This window comes from Aromatoleum toluvorans, assembly GCF_012910905.1.
In the GTDB taxonomy this organism is placed as follows: domain Bacteria; phylum Pseudomonadota; class Gammaproteobacteria; order Burkholderiales; family Rhodocyclaceae; genus Aromatoleum; species Aromatoleum toluvorans.
The window spans coordinates 1-24,827 of record NZ_WTVN01000025.1; the positions used below are offsets into that span (position 1 = coordinate 1).

The 24,827-nt window shown below is 69.6% G+C and carries 19 protein-coding genes; 13 read left to right on the forward strand and 6 right to left on the reverse strand.

Features of this window, described 5'->3' with window-relative positions; all coding sequences use genetic code 11:
• The coding region (locus GPA22_RS15400; RefSeq protein WP_246264432.1) for a histidine kinase at positions 1–935 on the reverse strand (935 nt) is incomplete at its 3' end.
• Positions 936–1,113: 178 nt separating this feature from the next.
• Here GPA22_RS15400 and GPA22_RS15405 point away from each other — a divergent pair.
• The 8 genes from GPA22_RS15405 to GPA22_RS15440 all read left to right on the forward strand — a co-directional run bounded on the left by GPA22_RS15405 (position 1,114) and on the right by GPA22_RS15440 (position 11,877).
• Positions 1,114–3,411, forward strand: a complete 2,298-nt coding sequence (locus GPA22_RS15405; protein WP_169256955.1) for a TonB-dependent receptor — start codon at positions 1,114–1,116, stop codon at positions 3,409–3,411.
• A 134-nt stretch (positions 3,412–3,545) separates the two neighbouring features.
• Positions 3,546–3,875, forward strand: a complete 330-nt coding sequence (locus GPA22_RS15410) for a hypothetical protein (RefSeq protein WP_169256956.1) — start codon at positions 3,546–3,548, stop codon at positions 3,873–3,875.
• A 148-nt stretch (positions 3,876–4,023) separates the two neighbouring features.
• Entirely contained in the window at positions 4,024–6,216 is a 2,193-nt protein-coding gene (locus GPA22_RS15415; RefSeq protein WP_169256957.1) for a TonB-dependent receptor family protein, read from the forward strand.
• A gap of 106 nt (positions 6,217–6,322) precedes the next feature.
• Positions 6,323–6,748: a DUF302 domain-containing protein gene (locus GPA22_RS15420; protein WP_169256958.1), complete on the forward strand. Its 426-nt coding sequence runs from the start codon at positions 6,323–6,325 to the stop codon at positions 6,746–6,748.
• A gap of 144 nt (positions 6,749–6,892) precedes the next feature.
• Positions 6,893–10,081, forward strand: coding sequence for an EAL domain-containing protein (locus GPA22_RS15425; protein ID WP_169256959.1), 3,189 nt, complete (start codon positions 6,893–6,895; stop codon positions 10,079–10,081).
• A 242-nt stretch (positions 10,082–10,323) separates the two neighbouring features.
• On the forward strand, positions 10,324–10,893 hold the full coding sequence (locus GPA22_RS15430) for a carbonic anhydrase (RefSeq protein WP_169256960.1): 570 nt from the start codon (positions 10,324–10,326) through the stop codon (positions 10,891–10,893).
• 149 nt (positions 10,894–11,042) lie between these two features.
• On the forward strand, positions 11,043–11,483 hold the full coding sequence (locus tag GPA22_RS15435) for an Hsp20/alpha crystallin family protein (RefSeq protein WP_169256961.1): 441 nt from the start codon (positions 11,043–11,045) through the stop codon (positions 11,481–11,483).
• A gap of 13 nt (positions 11,484–11,496) precedes the next feature.
• The gene (locus GPA22_RS15440; protein WP_169256962.1) at positions 11,497–11,877 is read left to right on the forward strand and encodes an Hsp20/alpha crystallin family protein; all 381 of its coding nucleotides are present in this window, start codon (positions 11,497–11,499) and stop codon (positions 11,875–11,877) included.
• A gap of 6 nt (positions 11,878–11,883) precedes the next feature.
• On the opposite strand, the gene GPA22_RS15445 is transcribed toward GPA22_RS15440, so the two are convergent.
• Together GPA22_RS15445 and GPA22_RS15450 are read right to left on the reverse strand one after the other, a co-directional pair.
• Positions 11,884–13,314: an RtcB family protein gene (locus GPA22_RS15445; protein WP_169256963.1), complete on the reverse strand. Its 1,431-nt coding sequence runs from the start codon at positions 13,312–13,314 to the stop codon at positions 11,884–11,886.
• 57 nt (positions 13,315–13,371) lie between these two features.
• Positions 13,372–13,797 carry an archease gene (locus GPA22_RS15450; protein WP_169256964.1) on the reverse strand — a complete coding sequence of 142 codons (426 nt, stop codon included), beginning with the start codon at positions 13,795–13,797 and terminating at the stop codon, positions 13,372–13,374.
• Between the two features lie 91 nt (positions 13,798–13,888).
• Between GPA22_RS15450 and GPA22_RS15455 the strand changes: the two genes are divergently transcribed.
• On the forward strand, positions 13,889–14,557 hold the full coding sequence (locus tag GPA22_RS15455; protein WP_169256965.1) for a hypothetical protein: 669 nt from the start codon (positions 13,889–13,891) through the stop codon (positions 14,555–14,557).
• 57 nt (positions 14,558–14,614) lie between these two features.
• Positions 14,615–17,401, forward strand: a complete 2,787-nt coding sequence (locus tag GPA22_RS15460) for an AMP-binding protein (protein ID WP_169256966.1) — start codon at positions 14,615–14,617, stop codon at positions 17,399–17,401.
• Between the two features lie 50 nt (positions 17,402–17,451).
• Here GPA22_RS15460 and GPA22_RS15465 read toward each other — a convergent pair whose 3' ends face one another.
• The 3 genes from GPA22_RS15465 to GPA22_RS15475 all read right to left on the reverse strand — a co-directional run bounded on the left by GPA22_RS15465 (position 17,452) and on the right by GPA22_RS15475 (position 21,487).
• Positions 17,452–19,014, reverse strand: a complete 1,563-nt coding sequence (locus tag GPA22_RS15465) for an acyl-CoA synthetase (RefSeq protein ID WP_169256967.1) — start codon at positions 19,012–19,014, stop codon at positions 17,452–17,454.
• 129 nt (positions 19,015–19,143) lie between these two features.
• Complete coding sequence (locus tag GPA22_RS15470; protein ID WP_169256968.1) at positions 19,144–20,334, reverse strand: thiolase family protein; 1,191 nt, start codon at positions 20,332–20,334, stop codon at positions 19,144–19,146.
• A gap of 16 nt (positions 20,335–20,350) precedes the next feature.
• Positions 20,351–21,487 (reverse strand): acyl-CoA dehydrogenase family protein, encoded by a 1,137-nt coding sequence (locus GPA22_RS15475; protein WP_169256969.1) that lies wholly within the window; start codon positions 21,485–21,487, stop codon positions 20,351–20,353.
• A gap of 331 nt (positions 21,488–21,818) precedes the next feature.
• Between GPA22_RS15475 and GPA22_RS15480 the strand changes: the two genes are divergently transcribed.
• The 3 genes from GPA22_RS15480 to GPA22_RS15490 all read left to right on the forward strand — a co-directional run bounded on the left by GPA22_RS15480 (position 21,819) and on the right by GPA22_RS15490 (position 24,815).
• A complete protein-coding gene (locus tag GPA22_RS15480) occupies positions 21,819–22,835 on the forward strand; it encodes an AraC family transcriptional regulator (protein ID WP_169256970.1) in 1,017 nt (338 codons plus the stop codon).
• A gap of 106 nt (positions 22,836–22,941) precedes the next feature.
• Complete coding sequence (locus GPA22_RS15485) at positions 22,942–23,097, forward strand: hypothetical protein (protein ID WP_211169155.1); 156 nt, start codon at positions 22,942–22,944, stop codon at positions 23,095–23,097.
• 74 nt (positions 23,098–23,171) lie between these two features.
• Positions 23,172–24,815, forward strand: a complete 1,644-nt coding sequence (locus GPA22_RS15490; RefSeq protein ID WP_169256971.1) for an MFS transporter — start codon at positions 23,172–23,174, stop codon at positions 24,813–24,815.
• Positions 24,816–24,827 lie beyond the last annotated feature (12 nt).

Below are 24,827 nucleotides of genomic sequence, written 5' to 3' on the forward strand. Positions count from 1 at the left end.
CCCTCCCCCGGCTTGCCGAGCCAGCGCAGCAGGTTGCGGATGTCCTGCTGGACGCGGGCGCATTGCTGTTCCAGTTCGGCGACCACCGTGTGGAGATCCGGCTGCTGCGCGGTCCGGCGCAGCAGGTAGGTCGCATCCGCGCGCATCGCAGTGAGCGACTGGCCGAGTTCGTCGTGCAGCTCGCGGGCAATGTGCGCGCGCTCGTCCTCCTGCAGGGTCAGCAGCCTCAGGCTGAGCAGGCGCCGCTCCTCCTGGATCTGTCCCAATGCAGCCGCGAGGTGGTTGAGGGCGCGCGCGATCACGTCCAGTTCGCGGACCGGCATCGCCGGCAACCGCGTCCGGTAGTCCTGACGCTCGAACGCGCCGATCGCATCCAGGATCTGGCGCAGCGGTGCGAAGGCATGGCGCACGGCCCAGTACAGGGCGGCCAGCAGGCCGACGCTGTAGAGCAGCAACACGCCCGTGACCCCGACGACATCGTCGAAGGCTTCCCGCTGCTCGCTGAACGGCTGCGTGGTCAACGCGACGCGAAAAGTGCGCCCGTCGGCACGCTCCAGGAGCCAGGTTGATTCAGTGACCGCCTGCCGCCGCGACAGAAGACCCTGCAGCCACAGGAAGGGCCGCATCGCCGCCGACGGGGCGGGCTCGGCACGCGAGCGCGCCAGCACCTCGCCGCTCTTCGCATCCTCGAGCCGGAATTCGAGATGGCGCAGGCGCCCCACGTTGCGCAGCGCCCCGATCTGCGCCTCGAGCGCGCCGTCCGGCGCGTGCTGCAAGGCGGCGAGCTGGTGGCCGAGGAGCGCGAGCTGCGTGGCGGCCAGCCCCTCCCGGCGGACATCCGACCCCGCGCGCCACACTGCAAGGAGCAGGACGCACAGCAGGCAGGCGAACGATATGACCGCGGCGCGGCGCACCAGCACGTGGGTGAGTTCCATGAGGGCAGTATCCCATCGGCCCTACGCCCCGCACATCGAGAAAATCAGGAATTTTTCCTATGGAAGGCGACGCGCGGCATGCGTACGCTGAAGCATGCATCCGGCAGGCTCACGGAGCATCGAGTCGCCCCACCGCCAATAGCTCCAGCCAATAATTCCAGCCAACGAGAGGAAGCCCATGCAGTACGCCCCCCCGGTACCGATCCGCAAACCGCTCGCGATCCTGATCGCCCTCCTCGGAGCCGTCACCACGGCCAGCGCCGCCGAAACGGTCGAACTCGCGCCGGTGGAGGTCGTCGGCACCACGCCCTTGCCGGGGATCAACCTCCCGAAGGATCAGGTTCCCGCCAACGTCCAGCTGATGAACAGCCGGCAACTGCGCGACGCCGGCGGCCCATCGCTGGCCGAGAACCTGCAGCGCAAGATGCCGAGCGTCAATGTGAACGAGGTCCAGGGCAATCCCTACCAGGCCGATCTCAATTACCGCGGCTTTTCCGCCTCGCCGCTGCTCGGCACCCCGCAGGGCCTGTCGGTATTCCTCGACGGCGTGCGCGTCAACGAACCCTTCGGCGACGTCGTGAACTGGGACCTGATCCCGCAGACGGCGATTGCCACGATGACGCTCGTGCCGGGCTCCAACCCCCTTTACGGCCTCAACACCCTGGGCGGCGCGCTGGCGCTGCAGACCAAGCGCGGCGACACGCACCCGGGCGGCGCGCTGGAGGTGTACGGCGGCGCCTTCAACCGCCGCGGCGGCTCCATCGAGCACGGCGGCAAGCGCGGGGAGCTCTCCTGGTACGTCGCGGCCGAGGGCATGAAGGAAGACGGCTGGCGCGATCGCTCCCCCTCCGAAGTCGGCCAGCTGTTCGGCAAGCTCGCATGGACGAGGGGCGAGACCGATGTGGCGCTCACGCTGGCCCACGCCGATACCGACCTGATCGGCAACGCCCTGGTGCCGGAGAGCATCCTGCGCCAGCGGCGCGAAGCGATCTTCACCCATCCCGACCAGACGCGAAACCGCAGCAGCCTGCTGGCGCTGTCCGGCAGCCACTGGCTCAACGACCAGGACCAGATCTCGGGCACGGTCTACGCGCGGCGCACCCTCACCCGCACGCTGAACGGCGACCTCAACGACGAATTCGGGGACGAGTTCGCCGAATGGGCCGCTGCCGGCTTTCCCGCCGGAGCGGAACCGGAAAGCGGCGCGCTCAACCGCACCCGTACCGGCCAGACCGCTGCAGGAATCGCGCTGCAGTGGAGCCGCATCGCCGGCGCCCACCAGTTCTCGGTCGGCGTGTCCCACGACCGCAGCCACGCCAACTTCCGCCAGAGCGAGCAGGCAGGGGAGCTGACCGCAAACCGCGGCATTTCCGCGACCGGCGACGAGGAACAGGTGAACAGCCTGCTCGGCCGCACGCGCACCACCAGCCTGTATGCGACCGACACCGTCGCGCTGGCCCCCACCCTGCACCTCACGGGGTCGCTGCGCTACAACCGCACGCGCGTGATCAACAGCGATCGCATGGGCGACGCACTCAACGGCGATTTCACTTACCACAAGCTCAACCCGGCGCTGGGCCTCACCTGGCAGGCGACGCCCGCCCTCACCGTCTATGGCGGCTTCACCCAGGGCAATCGCGCGCCGACGCCGATCGAGCTGGGCTGCGCCGATCCCGAGAACGCCTGCAGCCTGCCCAACGCGATGGCCGCCGACCCCTTCCTGCGACAGGTCGTCACCCGCACGGTCGAACTCGGCGTGCGCGGCAAGCTCGCCGGCAACACGCAGTGGAACGCCACGGCCTTCCGCAGCACCAACCGCGACGACATCCTCTTCGTCGGCACCGGCGGCAGCCTCGGTTTTTTCACCAACTTCGGGCAGACCCGCCGCCAGGGCGTCGAACTGGGCCTGAGCGGCGAGATCGGCGCCTTCGACTGGCAGGCCAACTACAGCTACCTCGATGCCACCTTCCAGTCCTCCGCCTGCCTGCTGGCCGAGAACAACAGCACGGAGGGCCAGGGCGGCTGCCCCGACGACGAGATCCGCGTCGCGCGCGGCGACCGGCTGCCCGGACTGCCGAAACACAGCCTCAAGCTCGGTGTCGACTGGCACGCCACCGAGGTGCTGCGCGTGGGGGCGGACCTCATCGCATACTCCGGCCGCTACGTGCGCGGCAACGAGAACAACCGCCATGAACCCGAAGACGGGTTCGAAGGCCGCGGGAAACTTCCCGGATACGGGGTGGTCAATCTTCGCGCGGACTACCAGTTGGCGCGCGGTTGGACCCTTTTCGGCCGCATCGACAACCTGTTCGACAAGCGCTACGCGACTGCCGGGGCGCTGGCGGAAAACCCCTTCGTCGGCCCCGACAACGCGTTTGTGGTGGATCCCGGCGAATGGCGCCATGAGCAATTCGTCGCCCCGGGCGCGCCACGCAGCGCGTGGGTTGGCGTGCGTTACGCCTGGAAGGGCATCTGAACCGTTCCTCGCCGCAGGTACGCCATCCCCGGATGCGGGATGGCCCGCGCCGGCAAGTCTTCCTGTCGACGCTGGCATGGAACGAATGGATGCCTTGCCGGGCTGCCCTGACCGTGCAGCTCCAGGAGACTGTGATGCCTGCGCGCGCCGACGTCGCCCCTCGCCGCGAACCCCTGCCGCATCGCTGGCACGTGCTGCAGATGCTGCGCTCCATGCACGCCGGGCATCCCTTCATACACCTGTGGGATCTCTCCTGCCTCACCCACCTCGAGGGCGCACCGATGGCGGTGCATTACTTCGGCTTTCTCGAACGCAACGGCTACATCGTGCCCTGCGCGAAGGAAGGGCCGCGCGCGCACTTCTACACCCTGTCGTCCGACGGCGTTGCGCTGTACGAGGCCGGCGAGCGGTGGTGGCGCTCGCTGCGCTGGCCGCAGAAGTACTTCGTCATCTGGCACGGCTGAGACGCCCGCCGGACGGCCCTCTGCGGCCGATCTCATGATTTTCTGTAGCGCGATTCCGTGGAGTCATGGACGCGGGACTGTGCGCGGGCCCGTAAAGTTGGGTACAACCGCCAGACGCGGCGCACACCTATCGACAGGACCCGGAACCATGTTCGCTTCGCCCCGCAGTTCGCTCCCGCCCTACCCGCGCACCCGGCTGCGGCCGCTGCATGTCGCGCTGTGCGCGGGCCTCGGCGCCGCCCCTGCCTTCGCCGCCGACCCGGTGCCGACGCTCAATCCGGTGGTCGTGACGGGCAGCCGCGTCGAGGCGCAGAGCTTCGATCTGCCCTTCTCGGTGGATTCGGTCGACATGCGGCCGGTGCAGGCGGGCAACCTCGGCGTGAATGCCTCGGAGGCGCTCGCCGGGGTGCCGGGCCTGGTCGTGCAGAACCGCCAGAACTACGCGCAGGACCTGCAGATTTCGGTGCGCGGCTTCGGCAGCCGGGCCGCCTTCGGCGTGCGCGGCGTGAAGCTCATCGCGGACGGCATCCCCGCCAGCACGCCCGACGGACAGGGCCAGGCGGCGACCTTCAACCTCGACACCGCCGAACGCATCGAGGTGATGCGCGGGCCCTTCTCCACCGTGTATGGCAACCATGCCGGCGGGGTGATCCAGCTCTTCTCGCGCGATCCGCAGGGGGCACCGAGCGTGTATGGCGGGCTGCTCGGCGGCTCGTGGGGCACGACCAAGGTCGACATCGGCGCCGAAGGCGAGAAGAACGGCGTGGGCTACCTCGTCGACGCGTCGCGCTTCGATACCGACGGCTACCGCGACCACAGCGCCGCGACGCGCGACCAGCTGTTCGGCAAGCTCGTCTTCCGGCCCGACCAGGACAGCAAGCTCACGCTCGTCGCGAACGCGCTGCGCCAGGACGATACCCAGGACCCGCTCGGTTTGACCTGGGAGACCTTCAAGCGCGATCCGCGCGCCGTCGAGAGCGTGGCCGAGACCTTCGACACCCGCAAGAGCATCGATCACCGCCAGGCGGGGGCGACCTACGAACGGCGCTTCGGCGCCGGCAGGCTGCAGCTTTCGGCGTATGGGGGCGAACGCAGCGTGACGCAATTCCAGTCGATTCCGGTTGGCGTTCAGAACAACGATCGGAGCATCGTCAATCCCAGAGCAGGGATCTTTTTCCGGCCCGGTCATTCCGGCGGAGTGGTGGACTTCGACCGCAGCTTCCACGGACTGGGCGCAAGGTGGATCCACACGCTGGCCGCCGGGCCCGGCGAGCTGACGCTGACCGGCGGCATCGACTACGACCGCTCGGAAGATGCGCGCAAGGGTTTCGAGAACTTCCTCGGCCGCGCCAACGCCCCGACCGCGCTGGGGGTGAAGGGGCGGCTGCGCCGCGACGAGACCGACACGGTAACGAGCGTCGATCCCTACGTGCAGGCAAGCTGGAAACTCGAAAAGTGGACGCTGCAGGCCGGGCTGCGTCACAGCGACGTGAAGTTCGAGGTCGACGACAAGTTCATCACGGCGGACAACCGGGACGACAGCGGCGACCTCAGCTTCCGCAAGACGACCCCTGCGGTGGGCATCGTCTATCAGCTGAGTCCGGTCGTGAACCTGTACGCCAGCGCCGCGCGCGGCTTCGAAACCCCGACGCTGGCGGAACTATCGTATTCGGGGGCCAGCGGATCCGATGGTTTCAACTTCGGTCTGAAACCCGCGACCAGCAAGCAGTATGAACTCGGCGCCAAGGCCTTCGTCGGCGAAAACACGCGCGTGAACCTCGCGGTGTTCGAGATCCGCACAAAGGACGAATTGGTCGTAAACAGCAATTTGGGAGGTAGAACAACATTCAAGAACGCCGGCTCAACGCTGCGCCAGGGTGTCGAGCTCGCGGCCGAAAGCGAATTTTCGCGCCATTGGCGCGGCAAACTGGCCCTCACCACCCTGCGTGCCGTCTATGACAAAAGCTTGATCTCGGGTGGCAGCCCTGTCCCCGAGGGCAGGCGCATCCCCGGCATCCCCGCGCTCTCGGCCTACGCCGAACTCGAATGGAAGCCGCGCGAAGGCCTGTCGGCCGCGGTCGAGACACTGCACCGGAGCAAGGTGTTCGTCGAGGACACCAACGCGAAGCGCGCCGCGCCCCGCTACACGCTGGCGAACCTGCGCCTCACGGCCGAGCAGCGCTCCGGCGGCTGGACCTTCCGCGAGATGCTGCGCGTGGACAACCTGTTCGACAAGGAACACATTGCTTCCGTGATCGTCGGCGACGGCAACGACCGTTTCTATGAACCCGGCCCGACCCGCAGCCTGTTCGCGGGCGTGAGGGCCAACTATCGCTTCTGACCTCGGCCCCGTGCTCCTCCTCCTTCGCGGTGACCGTCTTCGCCCTGCCCGGCTCGTACGGGCGGGGCTCGTTTTTTGGCTCGCGGCCCTGCTGTCGTGCCTTGCCGTGGCACGCGCGGCCGACAGCGAACTCATCGAGCGCGAACTGCAGCCGCTCGCCTATGCCGACGCCCGCACGGCGCTGCTCGACGCCTTCGTCGAAGAGGGCCTCGCACCCCCCGCGGTAAGCCAGTTCGGCGAGATGCTGGCCCGCACCGCGCGGGACCTCGGACACCGCGCGGATCTCTACGAGCAGGCGGAGATCTTCTCCTTCTGCAGCGCGCAGGTGTCCGGTCGCATGGTCGCCGAGGACGTCCGCCACATCGCGCTGTGTCCGATGACGATTGCGCTGTACACGCTGCCGGGCCGTCCGCGCACGGTCTTCCTGGTGTCGCGCCCGCCGGCGCTGCAGACGCCGGGCGGAGAGTTCGCGCGCGCGCTGCTGCGCCGGATCGTCGAACGCGTGCTTGACAACGCAGGCCTGCACCGCTGAGGATCATCCGCCTCGCACCCGCGCAGTGCGTTCCGGGACACGATTCCCGGAAAACTGGCGCCAGAGCGTCGGTTCTACGCCATTTGGGTCGCCAATGCGCTAGATTGCAGGGTATTCGCTCGTTCCCAATGAAGCAGGTGGTGTGTGAAAGCTCCGCAGCTCAACCGGGTCGTCCTGATCGCGTACGCCGCTGTAATCGGCCTCGCGCTCTTCGGCTTCTATGAGCTGTGGTCGTTCCGCGTCGCCGCGGCGCTGCGCCTGTCGGGCGAGAGCCTGCATGCGATGAGCAATTCGCTCGACGCCACCGCGAAATCCGCCACCGACCACGTGGCCATCCTCCGCGTCGAAGCCGAACGCGCGCTGCACGACGAAGCGGTGCACGCCCCCAACCCGCTGCGCAAGGGTTTCGCCACCTTCCCCGGACCGGGCCTGTTCGCGACGACGCAGCTGCCCGATGAAGTGCCGCCCGGGCTGGGCGCCTACGTCTTCGGCCGCGGCGATCCCGCGGCGCTTCCGCGCGAGATGGACCATGAAATCGAAGTCGCACTGCACCTGATACCCGTCTTCCAGCGCGTCCACAAGAACATTCCGCAGGTGGCCTGGGTGTATTACTTGTCGCGTTCCGGCTTCATCTGCGTCTATCCGCTCGAAGCGCAGCGGGAATACCTGTCGTGGCGCGACGAAATCCTCACCCATCCGATCGTCGCGGACGCTGCGCCGGAGAACAATCCCGAACGCAAGCCGCGCTGGAGCGCGGCCTATGTCGATGAGGCCGGCAAGGGCATGATGAGTTCGCTGACGTCGCCCGTCTTCGACGCGGCAGGACGCTTCCGCGCCGTCGTCGCCCTCGACATCACGCTCGCGAACCTGAACGGCTACCTGTCGGGGCCCGGGCTGGAGATCGGCCGCGTGTTCGTCGCCAACGACCGGGGCCAGCTTCTGGCCGATCCGGTCATCGTGACGCCGGGCGATGCCGACGTACGCCTGGTCGACCGCAGCCTGCCGCGCGAACTCGTCGGCCGCCTGCCCGGCCCCGGGACGATGACGCCAGGTTACGACGAGCACGACGGCTGGCTGCTCAAGGGATTGCACCTGGAGAACGCGCCGTGGGCGGTCTATCACGTCGTCGATCGCTCCGCCCTCGGCTGGGCGACGCTGCTGCACATGCACGTCGAGCTCATCGCGATGCTGCTGATCGTGCTGTCCATCGTGCTGCTGGAACAGCGCCGCCGCGCCGCGCACCGCCTGCGCCTCTTCAAGGTGGCAGTCGATGCGAGCACGTCGGGCATCGTGATCACCGACCGCTCGTCGGTGATCGAGTACACGAATCCCGCCTTCTCGCGCATCACCGGCTACCCCGCCGCCGAGGCGCTGGGCAGGACGCCGGCGCTGTTCCGCTCCGACCGCATGCCGCGCGAGGTCTACGCGGAACTGTGGAAAGTGATCCTGGGCGGCGAAAGCTGGCAGGGCGAACTCCTCAACCGCCGCAAGGACGGGGACCTGTACTGGAGCGACCTGCGCATCGCACCGATCCTCTCGCCCCGCGGGGAGCCGCAACAATTCGTCGGCCTGATGAACGACGTCACCGAGCGCAAGCGCATCGAGACGCGGATGAACCAGGCGATGGTCGTGTTCAACGCCTCCAGCCAGGGCATCATGACGACGGACGCGCATTGCGTGATCACCGCCGTCAACCCGGCCTTCACCGCGATCACCGGCTACACCGCCGAAGAGGTGCTGGGGCACAAGCCGTCGATGCTCGGTTCCGGCCGCCACGACGCGAGCTTCTACGGCAACATGTGGGATTCCCTCGCCCGCGCCGGGCAGTGGGAATCGGAGATCTGGAACCGGCGCAAGAACGGCGAAATCTATCCGCAGTGGCAGACGATTTCGGCCGTCCATGACCAGCACGGCAACCTCACCGGCTACATCTCGCTGTTCAACGACATCACCCAGCGCAAGCAGCAGGAAGAGGCGATCTGGCGGCAGGCGAACTTCGACCCGCTCACGAACCTCGCCAACCGCAGCCTGCTGCAGGACCGCCTCGACCAGGCCCTCACACACGCCCGCCGCAACCGCGCGCGCGTGGGCCTGCTGTTCCTCGATCTGGACGGCTTCAAGTGGATCAACGACACGCTGGGCCACGACATCGGCGATGAACTGCTGATCGAGGTGGCGCGCCGGGTAACCTTCTGCGTGCGCGAGCAGGACACCGTGGCGCGCTTCGGCGGCGACGAGTTCACGATCATCGTGCAGGACCTCGCCGAACCGGACGACCTCAACGCCATCGCCGAAAAGATCGTGAGCGTGCTGCGCGATCCGTTCTTTCTCGGCGGGATCCAGCATCGCATGTCCGGCAGCATCGGCATCACCGTGTATCCGGACGACGGCGAGGACGTGCAGACGCTGTTCCGCAACGCCGACATCGCGATGTACAAGTCCAAGCAGGCCGGCAAGAACCGCTTCCAGTTCTATGCCCGCGACATGCAAAGCGACGCCCTCGCGCGCCTGCAGCTCGAAGCGGACCTGCGCATCGCGCTCGAACGGCAGGCCTTCTCGCTGCACTACCAGCCCATCGTCGAAGCCGACAGCGGCGAACTGGTCGGCGCCGAGGCGCTGATCCGCTGGATCCACCCCGAGCGCGGCCCGGTCTCGCCGCTGGAGTTCATCCCCGTCGCCGAGGACAGCGGGCTCATCATCGGTATCGGCGAATGGGCGCTGCGCGAAGCGGCGCGGCAGTCGCGCCAGTGGCGCGATGGCGGGCATGCGGCGCTGCGCCTCGCGGTGAACATGTCCGGCGTGCAGTTCCGCGAGGCCGGCCTGCCCGACCTCGTCGGCGAAGTCCTCGCCGAGTTCGGCATCGACCGCGGCGGGCTGATGGTCGAGATCACCGAGTCGGTGCTGATGGGCGGCAGCGAATCGATGGAATCGCGCATGCGTGCGATCAAGGCGCTGGGTATCGGCTACGCGCTCGACGACTTCGGCACCGGCTTCTCCTCGCTGTCCTACCTCAAGCGCTTCCCCGTCGACGTCGTCAAGATCGACCGCAGCTTCGTCGCCGGCTGCCCGGACGACCGCAACGACGCGCACCTGGTCGAGGCGATCATCAACATGGCGCACAGCCTGGGCCTGCAGGTCACCGCGGAAGGGGTGGAAACCGCGGAACAGGTCGCCTTCCTGCGCGAACTGGGCTGCGACTTCCTGCAGGGATACCTGATCGGCAAACCACTCCCCGCCGAAGGGTTCGAAGGCATGCTGGAGCAGCATTTCCTCCTGCCCGCGGCGCACAAGCGTCCGCGCTGGCGCAACAGGTCGAGGATGCCGGCGCGGTGACCCCGTGCCCTCGCGGGCAATAGCGATCGACGGCGTCAACCGGACGCACAGGGGCGCACCCCGTACGCGCCACCGCCAAACCATTCGTCATGAACAGAAAAGTGGCGCAGCCCGCGTCTGCGCTGGCTTTGGCGAATTCACCCAATATGCATTAAATATTTTTAATGCATGTCTCTGAAAATTTCATCGGTATACCATTCGGCCCGCACTCATACCGACATCCATCAATAACACCTCGAACAATGGACACTCACGACCACTGCAACTGCACGCACAAGCCGGCCGCAGATCACTCCGGGGCCCGTCGCAACTTCCTCACGCGGGCCACGCTCGCCGCCGGCGTCGCCCTGCTCGGCGCCGTCGCGCCGAGCCGTCCTGCGCTCGCCGGCGGCCACACCGACATCCTGCTGCTCACCTGCATGGACTTCCGCCTCATGGACAGCGTCGAGCACTACATGGCGAACCGCGGCCTCACGCACAAGTACGACCACATCGTGCTGGCGGGTGCCTCGCTCGGCGCGCTGACCGACAAGTATCCAGCGTGGAACCGCACCTTCTGGGATCACCTCGCCGTCGCCATCCAGCTGCATGACGTCAAGAAGGTCGTCGTCATGGACCACCGCGACTGCGGTGCCTACAAGGCGATTCTCGGCGAAGACCTGGCGCCGGACCCCGTGCGCGAGTCCGAAGTGCATCGCGACCACCTCGAGCGCCTTGCCGCCGCGATCAAGGACCTGCACCCCGGCCTGCAGGTCGAGACCCTGCTGATGGCCCTCGACGGGTCGGTCGAGGCGATCGGGAACTTCGCCTGATACACCGCCCGCGCGAGCCGCGGGCGCGCCCCATCCTCCTTCGGCGTCCACGCCGCAAGACGTGGACTTGAACTCCGGTCAACCGCCTCTATATCCGGAGTCATGGGTGTTGCACGCGGACACCCGTCCCTGTCCGATGGAGGATCATCATGTTCTACCGATCACTGTTTCCCCGCGACCTGGTCTCCGAGCTGGATCGCCTGCAGCGCGAGATGCAGCAGGCCTACGAGTTCTCCCCCAGCATCCGCGGTCTCGCGCGAGGGGGCTTTCCGGCGATGAATGTCGGCAACACGCCGCATTCGGTCGAGATCTACGCCTTCGCCCCGGGCATCGACCCGGCGACGATCGACGTGCAGCTCGAAAAGGGCGTGCTGACGATCGCCGGCGAACGCGCGAGCGTTCTCCCCCCGCAGGACGCGAACGCCACGGTGCACATCGACGAGCGCTTCAGCGGCCGTTTCCGCCGCGTCGTGACGCTGCCCGACGACGCCGACCCGAACGCCGTGTCGGCAAAGTACCGCGACGGCGTGCTGCACGTCAGCGTCCAGCGCCGGCAGGCCGCCCAGCCGCGCCGCATCAGCATCGAGTGAGGAGGAACCGGACATGAACGACAACACCAACGTCACCCGCAAGCCCGAAACCCCGGCCAGCGACATGGCGCTGATGCCGCCGGTGGATGTCATCGAGGATGCCGGCGGGATCACGCTGTACGCCGACCTGCCGGGCGTGCCGAAGGACCGGCTGAGCCTGCTGGTCGAAGGCGACACGCTGACGATCGAAGGCGAAGTGAGCCTCGTTGCGCCCGAAGGCATGGAATCGGTGCATGCCGAAGTCAGCCTGCCGCGCTATCGCCGCGTGTTCAAGCTGTCGAAGGAACTTGACGCGAACAAGGTCTCGGCCGAGTTCAACCAGGGCGCACTGAAGCTGCGCATCCCGAAGGCCGAACACGCACAGCCGCGCAAGATCGAGATCGCCGTGGCGTAAGGCCGGTCAGCCCTTCACGCAGACCAGCGGCGCGAGCCGCGCGACCTTCATGGCGAGCCCGGCGCGCTCGGCCGCATCGACCACCGCGCCGACATCCTTGTACGCGAGCGGCGCCTCCTCGGCGACGCCGCGCCAGCTCGGGCTGCGGATCAGGATGCCGCGCGCCGCGAGGTCGTCGACGACAGCGCGGCCGTGCCAGCGGCGCAGCGCTTCGCTGCGGCTCATCGCCCGTCCGGCACCGTGGCACGCGGAGGCAAACGCGCGCTCCCCGGTGCCGGCGGCGCCGGCGAGGATCCACGACGCCGTGCCCATGCTGCCGCCGATCAACACCGGCTGGCCGGCGTCGCGGTACTCGCGCGGCAGCTCGGCATGCCCCGGGCCGAATGCGCGCGTCGCCCCCTTGCGATGCACGAAGAGGCGGCGGTGCGCGTCGCCGACGCGGTGCGTCTCCTCCTTGCAGGTGTTGTGCGACACGTCGTAGAGGATGGGCAGGCGCACGCGCGGGAAGACCTGGGCGAAGGCTTCGCGCGCAAGGTGCGTGAGGATCTGCCGGTTCGCCAGCGCGCAGTTGATCCCGGCGCGCATCGCGCCGAGGTAGCGCTGGCCCAGCGTCGAGTTCAGCGGTGCGCACGCGAGCTCGCGATCGGGCAGCGCGATGCCGGCGTCGCGGGCGGCGATCACCATCTCGCGCAGGTAGTCGGTGCCGATCTGGTGCCCGAGGCCGCGCGAACCGCAATGGATGCTGACGACGACGTCGCCCCGTGCCAGCCCGTACGCGCGCGCCGCCGCGGCATCGAACACCTCGTCGACGACCTGCACTTCGAGATAGTGGTTGCCCGAGCCGAGGGTGCCCATCTCGTCGCGCTGGCGCTTCTTCGCCATGTCCGAGACTGCGCGCGGATCGGCGCCCGCAGCGCAGCCGGATTCCTCGATGTGGGCGAGGTCGGCCTCGCTGCCGTAGCCTTCGGCCACCGCCCAGCGCGCGCCGCCCCTGAGCATCGCATCCATCCCGGCGCCGGCCAGGCGCAGGGCGCCAGTGCTGCCGACGCCGGCCGGGATGCGCGCGTACAGCACGTCGGCAAGGCGCTTCTTGTGCGCCTCGACGTCCGCACGCGTCAGCCCCGTATGCAACGTGCGCACGCCGCAGGAGATGTCGAAGCCCACCCCCCCGGCCGACACCACGCCACCCTCATCGGCGTCGAAGGCCGCCACCCCGCCGATCGGGAAGCCGTAGCCCCAATGTGCGTCGGGCATCGCATACGCGGCGCCGACGATGCCGGGCAGGCTCGCGACGTTGGCGACCTGTTCGGCGACCTTCTCGTCCATCGCCTCCATCAGCTCGCGCGATGCGAAGATCACGCCGGGAACGCGCATGCGCCCGCTCGCGGGCAGCTCCCATGCATGCGGACCGTGTTGCCGGAATCTTCGGAGTTCCATGACCCGCCTCCTGCGTCCGCCTGCCTATTCCAGCATAGCCAAAGCCGGGCGGCGTGCTCAGACATCCACCACGCACTGTGCGACCCAGACGCCGTCGGCGCCGTGCACGACCGCGAGTTCGCAGAACGACGCCCCCTTCACTTCGGCGGCGGGCTGATGGCGCGCGACATCGACCGCCTCGCCCCAGGCCGTCGCCGCGAGCCGGAAACCGCCGGCATCGGCCTCGATCCGGACGTCGAAGCGCGAGAACAGCATGCGCCGCGTCGCCATCTCGAACACCAGCGCGTTGAGCCAGTCGACGAGCAGCAGCTCCAGGTCCGGCGCGGCGCACGCAACGCCCACCGGCGCGCGTGCCGCAACGCCCGCCGGATCGCAGATCACCGCGGTCAGCGCGGTGGCCGCCCCCGCGAACGCTTGCGCCAGCGTCGCGCCGCTGCCACGCACGCCGATGTCAGCCTCGTGCCCGAAGGTCTGCCACGCCATTCCGCCCGTCCTCCCGCCTGCGCGGCGCCGCGAACCGGCGCGGCACCGTTCTTATGATATTTTAATCGCCGCCCATCACGAGGATGACCCGATGCAGACCCGTTTTCCGTGGCCGCTCCTGCCGGCCGTCGCCCTTGCGCTGCTCGTCTCCGCCTGCGGCGTTGCACCCACGGCCCCGACTGCCCCCACCGCCGGGCGCGAAGGCGAACGCTTCGCCTACCGTGGCGGCGACGTCGCCCTCGCACAGCGCGGCGACTCCTGCGAACTGACGCTGCGCGGCACGCTCGCGCCAGCGGCCGTCTCCTCGCTGACGCTCGCGCACGAGGCAGCTTCGAAGCGTTCCTGCCGCAGCAAGTGGGTCGTGCTCGACATCGCGGACGGCAGCGTCGGCGCGGCGATCACGGTGGGCTCGATGCTGCGCAACCGCGGCTACAACACGCGCATCGCGCCGGGAAGCGCCTGCCACACGCCCTGCCTGCTCGTCTTCGCGGCGGGCGCCGAACGCGAGATTCCTGCCGGCACCCCGTCCGCGCGCCTCGGCTTCTCGCAGATTCCGCCCGACGAGGATTTCGGCAAGGCCGGCTGCGAAACCGCGCTCGACAACCGCCAGCTCCTCAACCTCGCACGCTATCTGCGCGCGATGCTGCCCGCCACGTCCGCCGACTACATGCTGCAGAAGATACGCGCGACGGACTGCCGCAGCGTGCGTGAGCTGCCGGCGCGAGAAGCCGTCACGGCAGGACTCGCAACAAAGGGCTAAAAAGGGGGTGACCCGGTCCGCTTGCGCTGCGGCGGGCCTGGCGGTCGGAGCCTCACGATGGCGCCATCCCTTCCAGTGATCGACGCGGCCGGACTGCTCGAGATCGTGCGCGCGCTCGTCAGCGAGCTGCGCCCCGGCAAGCCGCCCGACGCCACGCTCGACAGCCACCTCGAACGCGACCTCGGGCTCGATAGCCTCGCGCGCGTCGAACTGCTCGCGCGCATCGAACACGCCGCTCGCGTGCAGCTGCCGGACGGCACCCTTGAAGCGGCGGAGACGCCCCGCCAGCTTCTCGCCGCGCTGCGCGCCGCCCGGCCCGAAGCCGTCACGGATCCGCCCGGCGTCGTTGCCGCCGCGGAGACCGCGCGCATCGAGGCCCCCACCGCTGCCGCCACCCTCGTCGACGTGCTGCAATGGCACGCCGAACACTCGCCGCAGCACATCCACATCCGCCTGCTCCACGACGACGCCGAAATCGGCACGCTCACGCACCGGCAGCTGCTGGAGGGCGCGACGCGCATCGCCGCCGGCCTGCGGCACGCGGGCGTCGCGCCCGGCGACGCGGTCGCGATCATGCTGCCGACCTCGCTGGAGTTCTTCACGAGCTTCTACGGTGCGCTGCTCGCCGGCGGGGTGCCCGTGCCGATGTATCCGCCGACACGCCCGTCGCAGCTCGAGGATCACCTGCGCCGCCAGTCCGGCATCCTCGAAAGCTGCCGCGCGCCGGTACTCGTCACCGATGCGCAGGTCCAGCAGGTCGCCCGCCTGATCTCGACCCCGTCGGGCAGTCTCAGGTACACGCTCACCGCGCACGAACTCGCCAACCACCACGGCGACCCGGAGCCTGCCGCGCGGCGGGCGGACGAGCTCGCGCTGCTGCAATACACCTCGGGCAGCACCGGCAACCCGAAGGGTGTGATGCTCACCCACGCGAACCTGCTGGCGAACATCCGCGCCTGGAGCCGCTCGATCGCCATCACCGCCGACGACGTGACCGTGAGCTGGCTGCCCCTCTATCACGACATGGGCCTGATCGCGGCGTGGCTCGGCAGCCTGTACAACGGCTGCCCGCTGGTGCTGATGTCGCCGCTGGACTTCCTGTCCCGCCCCGTGCGCTGGCTGCGCACCCTGCACCGCTACCACGGCACGCTCTCCGCGGCGCCGAATTTCGCCTACGAGCTCGTCCTGAAGCACGTGGAAGAACGCGAACTCGCCGGACTCGACCTGTCGCGCTGGCGATTCACGGCGAACGGCGCCGAACCGGTCAATCCCGACACCATCGAGCGTTTCAGCGAACGCCTGGCCCCGTATGGCCTGCGCCGCGAAGCGATGACCCCCGCCTACGGGCTCGCCGAGAACGCGGTCGGCCTCGCCGTGCCGCCCATCGGACGCGGCCCGCGCATCGACCGCGTCGCGCGCGATGCCTTCTCCCGCGGCGAGGCGATCCGGGCACCCGAGGACGACGCCGGCGCGATCCGCTTCGTCGGCTGCGGCCAGCCGCTGCCGGGCCACGACCTGCGCATCGTCGCGCCGAGTGGCGACGAGCTTCCCGATCGCCGCGTCGGGCGCATCGAATTCCGCGGCCCGTCCGCGACCACCGGCTACCTGCACAACACCGGGGAAACCCGCAAGCTGCTGCGCGGCAGCTGGCTCGACACCGGCGACCTCGGCTACCTCGCGGAAGGCGAGCTCTTCGTGACCGGCCGCGTCAAGGACATGATCATCCGCGGCGGGCGCAACCTGTACCCCTACGAGCTCGAAGACGCGATCGGCGCGCTCCCCGGCGTGCGCCGCGGCTGCGTCGCGGTGTTCGGCGTCCCCGATCCCGCGACGGCGAGCGAACGCCTCGTCGCCGTGGTCGAGACGCGGACGGCCGACGAGGCCGAACGCCGCGATCTCGAACATGCGGTCGGCGCGCTCGCCGTCGACCTGCTGGGCGTGCCGCTCGACGCCGTCGTGCTCGCGCCGCCGCACAGCGTGCTGAAGACCTCCAGCGGCAAGATCCGCCGGGCCGCAACGCGGGAGCTGTACCAGAGCGGCGTGCTCGGCCGGCAGCACAGCGTGCGCGTGCAGATGCTGCGCCTCGCCGCACTCGCCGCCGCCCGCAACACGGGGCAGGCCCTGCGGCGCGCCGGTGCCGCCCTGTGGGCCGCGTGGGCGTGGACGATCCTCGTGCTGCTCGCGGTCCCGGTGTGGTTCGCCGTCGCGACGCTGCGCCGCCCGGCCACCGCCTGGCAGCTCAGCCGCACCGGCGCGCGCCTGCTCGCCGCGCTGAGCGGCATCCGCATCGACGTCCGCGGCCTGGCCAACCTGCCCGCCGCGGCGCCCTGCATCGTCGTCGCGAACCACTCGAGCTATCTCGACGGCCTGGTCGCGGCGGCGGCCCTGCCCCGCCCCTTCGTCTTCGTCGCGAAGCGCGAGCTCCTCGGCAGCGCCATCGCGCGCCGCTTCCTGCAGGGCCTGGGTACGGAATTCATCGAGCGCTTCGCGGTCCAGGACAGCGCAGACGCCGCGCAGCGGCTCGCCGAACGCGCACGGCTGGGAACCGCGCTGTTCTACTTCCCCGAAGGCACTTTCATGCGCCGCCCCGGCCTGCAGGAATTCCGCCTCGGCGCCTTCCTCGCCGCCTGCGCGGCCGAACTGCCGGTCGTGCCGGTGACGATTTGCGGCACGCGCGCCGTGCTGCCCGACGGGACATGGCTCCCGCGGCGCGGGCCGGTGAGAGTGACGATCGGCCGTCCGATCCTGCCGCAGGGCAAGGACTGGAACGCGGCGCTCGCGCTGCGCGACGCCGCGCGCAAGGAAATCCTCGAGCACTGCGGCGAACCCGACGCCATGGCCTGATCACGCCGGCGCCGCCGCGGCGGCGGCGCCCGGGCCTGCGCTCGCCGCCCCTACTTGTAGCGCTCCCGCAGCTCGCGCTTCAGCAGCTTGCCCGACGCGTTGCGCGGCATCTCGTCGACGAAGTGGATGCGCTTGGGGACCTTGAACGGCGCGAGGCGGGCATGGACGTGCGCGGTCAGCTCCTCCGCCGTTGCCGCCTCGCCCTGCCGGAGTGCGACGACCGCGGCGACGGCCTCGATCCAGCGCTCGTCCGGCAGGCCGATCACGGCCACTTCGGCGACCGCGGGGTGGGTGTAGAGGCATTCCTCGACCTCGCGGCTCGCCACGACCACGCCCCCGGTCTTGATGATGTCCTTGATGCGGTCGGTGATGTAGAGGTAGCCGCCCTCGTCGAAATAGCCGACGTCCCCGGAGCGGAACCAGCCGTCGGCGAAACTGGCCGCGGTTTCCTCCGGCTTGTCCCAGTAGCCGCTCATCAGCTGCGGCGAGCGATGCACGATCTCGCCCATCCGGCCCGGCGGCACGTCCCGCATGTCGGTATCGACGATGCGGGTTTCGACGTTGAAGATCGGCCGCCCCGCAGACGCCGGCCGCTCGGCATGCTCCTCGGGGCGCAGCACCGTCGCGAGCGGCGCGATCTCGCTCTGGCCGTAGCAGTTGTACAGCGCGAGCCCGGGCAGGCGCGTGGCGAGTTCCTGCAGCACCGGCACCGGCATGATGGACGCGCCGTAGTAGCCCTTCTTCAGCGACGCCAGCGCCGCGGGATCGAAGCCCGGATGGCGCAGGAAGGCGATCCACACCGTCGGCGGCGCGAAGAAGGACGTCACCCGCTCGCGCGCGATCAGCTCGAAGCACGGCTCAGGTAGCGGCGCCTGCACCAGCAGCGTGGTCGCACCAACCAGCAGCTGCGGCATCAGGAACACGTGCATCTGCGCCGAGTGGTACAGCGGCAGCGCCGCGAGCGAGCGGTCCTCGCCGCGGATGTCGGTGGCGAGCAGCGTGCTGGTGTATTCCGCGAGCAGGGCGCGATGGCTCATCATCGCCCCCTTGGGCGCCGCGGTCGTGCCCGAGGTGTAGAGCAGCTGCACGATGTCCTCCTCGTCGCCGTCGATCTCGGGCGCCGCCACCTCGCCGCCGGCGCCGGCCCAGGCGAGCACGTCGCGCCCGTCGCCGCCGTGCAGCGTGCCGCGCCATTCGCAGGCCAGCTCCGGGCCGAGCGCCTCGACATGGGTCGCCATGTCGGGGTCGCAGAACAGCGCCCGCGCGCCCGACTGCCCGACGATGTAGCCCAGCTCGGCGTCGCGCAGCGCGTAATTGACCGGCACGTGGATCAGGCCCGCCTTCACGCAGGCGAGCCACAGCAGCACGTAGGCGTCGGAATTGCGGCCGTAGGCCGCGACCCGGTCGCCGCGCGCGAGCCCGAGCTCGAGCAGGCGGTGCGCGACGCGGTTCGCACCGCACTCGAGCTCGTCGTAGCGCCAGCTGCGGCCTTCGAAGCGCAGCGCCTCGCGTTCGGGGTTGCGGCGCACCGAACGCGCGAAAGCGTCGCCGATCAGGTTGCGCCCCGCCCGCCGCGCCTGTACCGAACCCGTCATCCTGTTCATTCCAGTCATTCTTCGGTCTCCTCTTCGATCCGGCTCCGGCAGGCTGCCGGGCCGCCTTGCCGCCGTCGTAATACCGGCGCCGCCCGCCAGCTTCCCGGGCGGGCCCTCCTCGCTCTCGAAACGCGGCCCGCCGGCCGATCAGAGCCGTTCGACGACGGTCGCGGTGGCCATGCCGTGGCCGATGCACATGACCTGCAGGCCGAACCGGCCGTCGCGGTGTTCAAGGCCGGCAAGCATCTTCGCCATCAGGCCCGCGCCGGTGCCGCCCAGCGGATGGCCGTGGGCGATCGCGCCGCCCCACGGATTGAAGCGCTCCATGTCGGGCTCGAACTCGCGCACGAAGCACAGCGCGACGCTGGCGAAGGCCTCGTTCAGCTCGATCCAGTCGAGGTCGCGCATCGACAACCCGGCAAGCTCCAGCGCACGGCGCGCGGCGGGAATGACGCCGGTGAGCTGCATCACCGGATCCGAGCCGACCGCGACGCGGGCGCGGAAGCGGGCGCGCGGGCGGATGCCGAGCGCCTCGGCCGCGGCCCGGCTGCCGACCAGCACCGCGGAGGCGCCGTCCGACATCTGGCTGGCGTTGGCGGCGGTCACGCCCCCCTCGCCCGGCCGGCGGAACACCGGCTGCATGCCGCGCATGCGCTCGGCGTCGATCGCGGCACGGATGCCCTCGTCGTGCGCCAGCGTGATCGCCGCGCCTTCCTTGTCCACGCCCTTCAGCGGCAGGATCTCCGCATGCAGTCCCGCGGCGCGCGCCGCCTCCGCGCGGCGGTGGCTCTCCATCGCGTAGTCGTCCATCTCGGCGCGCGAGATCCGCCACGCGTCGGCGACACGCTCGGCGCTCTCGACCTGGTGCGGGATCGCGTAGCGGGCGGCGATATCGGGGTGCAGGCCGTCGAAGCCGCGGAAATCGCCCTTGCCGAGCGTCAGGTCGAGGAACATCGGCACCCGGCTCATGCTCTCGACGCCGCAGCCGATCGCGAAGTCGAGGTCGCCCGCCGCGACCGCCTGCGCCGCCGCATGCACGGCGAACTGGCTGGAGCCGCACATGCGGTTCATCGACACGCCGGGCACTTCGGCCGGCAGGCCGGCCAGCAGCGCGGCCTGGCGCGCGATGTTGGCGCCCTGCTCGCCGGCCTGGCTGACGCAGCCGGCGAGCACGTCGCCGACCCGCTCGCCCGGCAAGCCGGTGCGCGCGAGCACGCCGCCGATCGCGGCGGCCAGCAGCTCGTCGGGGCGGGTGTCGCGCAGCGCGCCGCCGCGGCGGCCGAAAGGCGTGCGCACGGCGCCCAGAATCAGCGCCTCGTTCAGGTGGTACTGGCTCATTCGATGCTCCTCCGGTTCAGGCCCGCTGCATTTCGCGGGCAATGATGTTGCGCTGGATCTCGCTGGTGCCCTCGTAGATCTGCAGCACCTTCGCGTCGCGGAAGAGCTTCTCGACCGGGTACTCGGTCGAATAGCCCATGCCGCCGTGAATCTGCACCGCCTCGGTGGCGGCCCACATCGCCGCATCGGCGGCGAAGGTCTTCGCGATCGAGGCCTCGATCGTGTTCGGCCGGCCCTGGTCCGCCAGCCACGCGGCCTGGTAGGCGAGCAGGCGCGCCGCCTCCAGCCGCATGCGCATCCCGGCCAGCTTGTGCGCCACCGCCTGGTGCTCGATCAGCCGCCGGCCCATGCTGCGGCGCTCGGTCGCGTAGGCGAGCGCCTCGTCGATGCAGCGCTCGATGAGCCCGACGCCGAAGGCCGCGACCATCGGCCGCGAGCGGTCGAACACCGCCATCGCCAGCGCGAAGCCGCCGCCCTCCTCGCCCAGCCGGAGGTCGTCCGGCACGAACACCCGGTCGAGGAAGACCTCGCAGGTCGGCGCGGCACGCTGGCCGAGCTTGCCCAGCGGCTCGCCGACTGACAGCCCCGTGCTGCCGCGCGGCACGATGAAGGCCGTCATGCCGCGATGGCCGGCATCGGGCGCGGTCTTCGCGAAGACGACGAAGAACTCGGCGTGATTGGCGTTCGAGATCCAGATCTTGCTGCCGGTGAGCACATGGCCGCCCGCCACGCGCTCGGCGCGGGTGCGGATGCCGGCGACGTCGGAGCCGGCCTCCGGTTCGGTCATCGCGAAACTCGCGAGCGCCCCACCGGCGGCTGCGCCGAGGTAACGCGCCCGCTGCGCCTCGGTGCCGGCGATCAAGATCGGCTCGGTCGCCAGCGCGTTCACGCACAGCGCGGTGCCGATGCCCAGGCAGCCGCGGCAGAAGGCCTCGGTGACGAGCACCAGCTCCAGGCAACCCAGTCCGCCGCCGCCGACCGATTCCGGCAGGTTGATGCCGAGCAGGCCGAGTTGCTGCGCCCGTTCGTGCACCTCGAACGGAAAGGTCTTGCTGCGGTCGGCCTCGGCCGCGCGCGGCACGATCTCGCGCTCGGCGAAGCGCCGTGCGAGCTCGCGGATCTCGCGCTGTTCCTGGTTCAACTGGAATTCCACGTTTCCTCCTTCGAGCCCCGTCCGCGGGACGACGGCTCCGATTCCCCCGGAGCACGCCCGACGGCAGCCCGCCGGGTCGTGTCTCGCAGATAGGCTTTGTCCCGTCCTGCCAACCGTTCCGTCTTCACGCGCCCCGTCCTGCGGCGCATCGATGGCGACGACATCGGCAATCCTGGCTGCAGAATGCTGTTCCAGCACTGGAACCCGATTCATTCTTCGGCTTCTTCGGGAATCCATACTAGGGCGTATGGTCGGGAATGTGGATGACCGGGAACGCCTACCGATTGATAATATCTGCCACTCCATCGAGCCCGGCGATAGCCGTTTCCGCATGAGTGCACCTTCCGTCACCGTTCCGATCCGCTTGGTCGGCGAAGTCATGCGCCGGCTGGAGGGGCAGCGCCCCCTCGTCGCCGAGTGCATCCGGCAGGCCGGCATCGCGCCGGCGCTCCTCGATCAGGAATCCGCGCGCGTCACGGTGGAACAGTTCGCCGCGTTCTACCGGACCCTCGCGCTCGAGCTCGACGACGAGACGCCGGGCCTTTTCGCGCGCCCGCTGCGCCGGGGCACGCTCAAGTTCCTGTGCCTCGGCCTGCTGGACGCCGGCAACCTGCGCGTGGCCCTGCATCGCTTCGGCCAGTTCTTCCGCCTGGTGCTGGACGAGATCCATTTCGAGATGGCCGACGAGGACGGACTCACCCGCATCGCCCTCGTCGAGCGTGCCGGGCTCGGCGAAGGCCGCGTGCTGATCCTCGAGCTGATGCTGCTGCTGGTGCAGGGCATCGCGTCGTGGCTGATCGGGCGCAAGCTGCAGTTCGCGCACGTCGACCTCGCCTACCCCGCGCCCCCCCACGCGAGCGAGTACCCCAACATGTACGCCGGGCCGGCACGTTTCGACCGTCCCGTCTCGGCGCTGTGGATCACGCCCGGCCTGATGGGGCTCCCGATCCGGCAGGACAAGGCGGCGCTGTCGGCCTTCCTGCGCCGGGCGCCGATGGACTGGATCCACGTGTCGGTCGGCGAACGCGTCGTCACGCATCGCGTGCGCGATCTGCTCGAGGCCCGCCTCGGCGAACCTTTGACCGTCGACGACGTCGCGAAGGCCCTGCACATGTCGCCGCGCACCCTCGCACGCCGGCTGGACGCCGAGGGCACGCATTTCCAGGCCGTGAAGGACGCGCTCCGGCGCGACGTCGCGATCGCCCGCATCGCGCGCACGGATGCCCCCATCGCGACGATCGGCGCCGACCTCGGCTTCGACGACCCGGCCGCCTTCAACCGCGCGTTCAGGCGATGGACCGGCACCCCGCCGGGCACCTATCGCCGGCACGGCGGCATGCCGACGTAGACGCCTGGCGTGGACACGCGATCTGCAAGCCGATGATCCGCTCGACGCCGAGGCCATCGCGGTGCGAACATCCGTAAAGCAACAATCAGAATTTCCGGGAGCCGAAATGCCAGAGCACTTCCAGTGGGTCCCCTTCCTGCTTGCCATCACCCTGCTGACCATGACGCCGGGCGTGGATACCTTCATGGTGATCCGTAATGCGGCGCGCGGCGGCTGGCGCGGCCGCGCGTGGCGCGCTGTCTGGACGGCATCGCCGGAATGATGTTGCTGGGGTTCGGGGCGAAGCTCGCGTCCAGTCAGTAGCGCCTCGACTGAAACTTCGCGCGAGGAGAAAAGGTGCCAGGCGACTCGACCGAAAGCCCGTCCGCCCTCGCCCCGCTGCGCCAGCCCGTGTTCCGCATGTTGTGGCTCGCCTGGCTCGCGGCGAACGTCACGATGTGGATGAACGACGTCGCCTCGGCCTGGCTGATGACTTCACTGTCCGGCAGCGCCTTCATGGTGGCGATGGTGCAGGCCGCCTCGACGCTGCCGGTGTTCGTGCTCGGCCTGCCGAGCGGCGCGCTCGCCGACATCATCGACCGGCGCAGGTATTTCGCCGCGACGCAGCTATGGGTCGCGATCGTCGCCGTGGTGCTGAGCGGGCTGGCCTTCACCGGTCGGCTCACCGCCGAACTGCTGCTCGCGCTCACCTTCGCCAACGGCATCGGCCTCGCGCTGCGCTGGCCGGTGTTCGCCGCGATCATCCCGGACCTCGTGCCGCGCCCCGAGCTGCCGGCCGCGCTGGCGCTGAACGGCGTCGCGATGAACATGTCGCGCATCATCGGGCCGGTCGTCGCCGGGACCTTGATCGCCAGCGCCGGCAGTGCCTACGTGTTCCTGCTCAACTCGCTGCTGGCGATCGTCGCCTTCACGCTGATCCTGCTCTGGCGCTCCGAACCGAAAGTCAGCACCCTGCCAGGCGAGCGATTCGTCGCCGCGATGCGCGTCGGCCTGCAGCACGTCATGCAGTCGCCGCCGATGCGCGCCGTGCTTGCGCGCATCTTCCTCTTCTTCCTGCAATCCACGTCCCTCACCGCCCTGCTTCCGCTCGTCGCGCGCGACGTGCACGGCGGCGGCGCCGGCGCCTACACCACGCTGCTCGCGGCCATGGGCAGCGGCGCGATCATCGCGGCGCTCAACCTCACGCGTCTGCGGCAGCGGCTCGAACGCGAAGCCTTCGTGCGCTGGAGCACGCTCCTGCATGCCGCGTGCGCGGTCATCGTGGTGCTCGTGCCGACGCTGTGGATCGCCGTGCCGGCCATGATCGTGGCCGGCATGGCCTGGATCTCCGCCGCGAACTCGCTCACCGTGGTCGCGCAGATGGGGCTGCCCAACTGGGTACGCGCCCGCGGCATGTCGATCTACCAGATGGCGCTGATGGGCGGCAGTGCCGTCGGTGCGGCCCTGTGGGGCTACGTCGCGACCCTCACGTCGGTCACGACCAGCATCCTCGTGGCCTCCGTGGTCGGCCCGGCCCTGCTGCTACTGACGCGCCGCCATGTCACGATCGGCGCGCATGACGAGGATCTGACCCCCGCCCGGCCCACCGTACTCGTACCCCCGCCGGTGATCGAGATCCCGCCCGACAAGGGGCCGGTGATGGTGACCATCGAGTACCTGATCGATCCGGCGCGCGCGGCCGATTTCAATGCCGTGATGCAGGAAACCCGCCGCGCCCGCCTGCGCCAAGGGGCCCTTTCGTGGGGCCTGTTCCGCGACACGACGCGGCCCGAGCGCTACATCGAATACTTCCTCGACGAGAACTGGGTCGAGCACCAGCGGCGCCTCGAACGCTTCACCGCGGCCGATCTCGGCCTGCGCGAACGCCGGCTCGCCTTCCACGTCGGCCCCGAGGCGCAGCAGATGCGCCGCTATGTCGCCGAAGCCGTCGGCGGCCGGGCGGACACCTCGGACATGCGCCAGGCAGGCGCCGCGAGCTGACGCGCGGCGCCA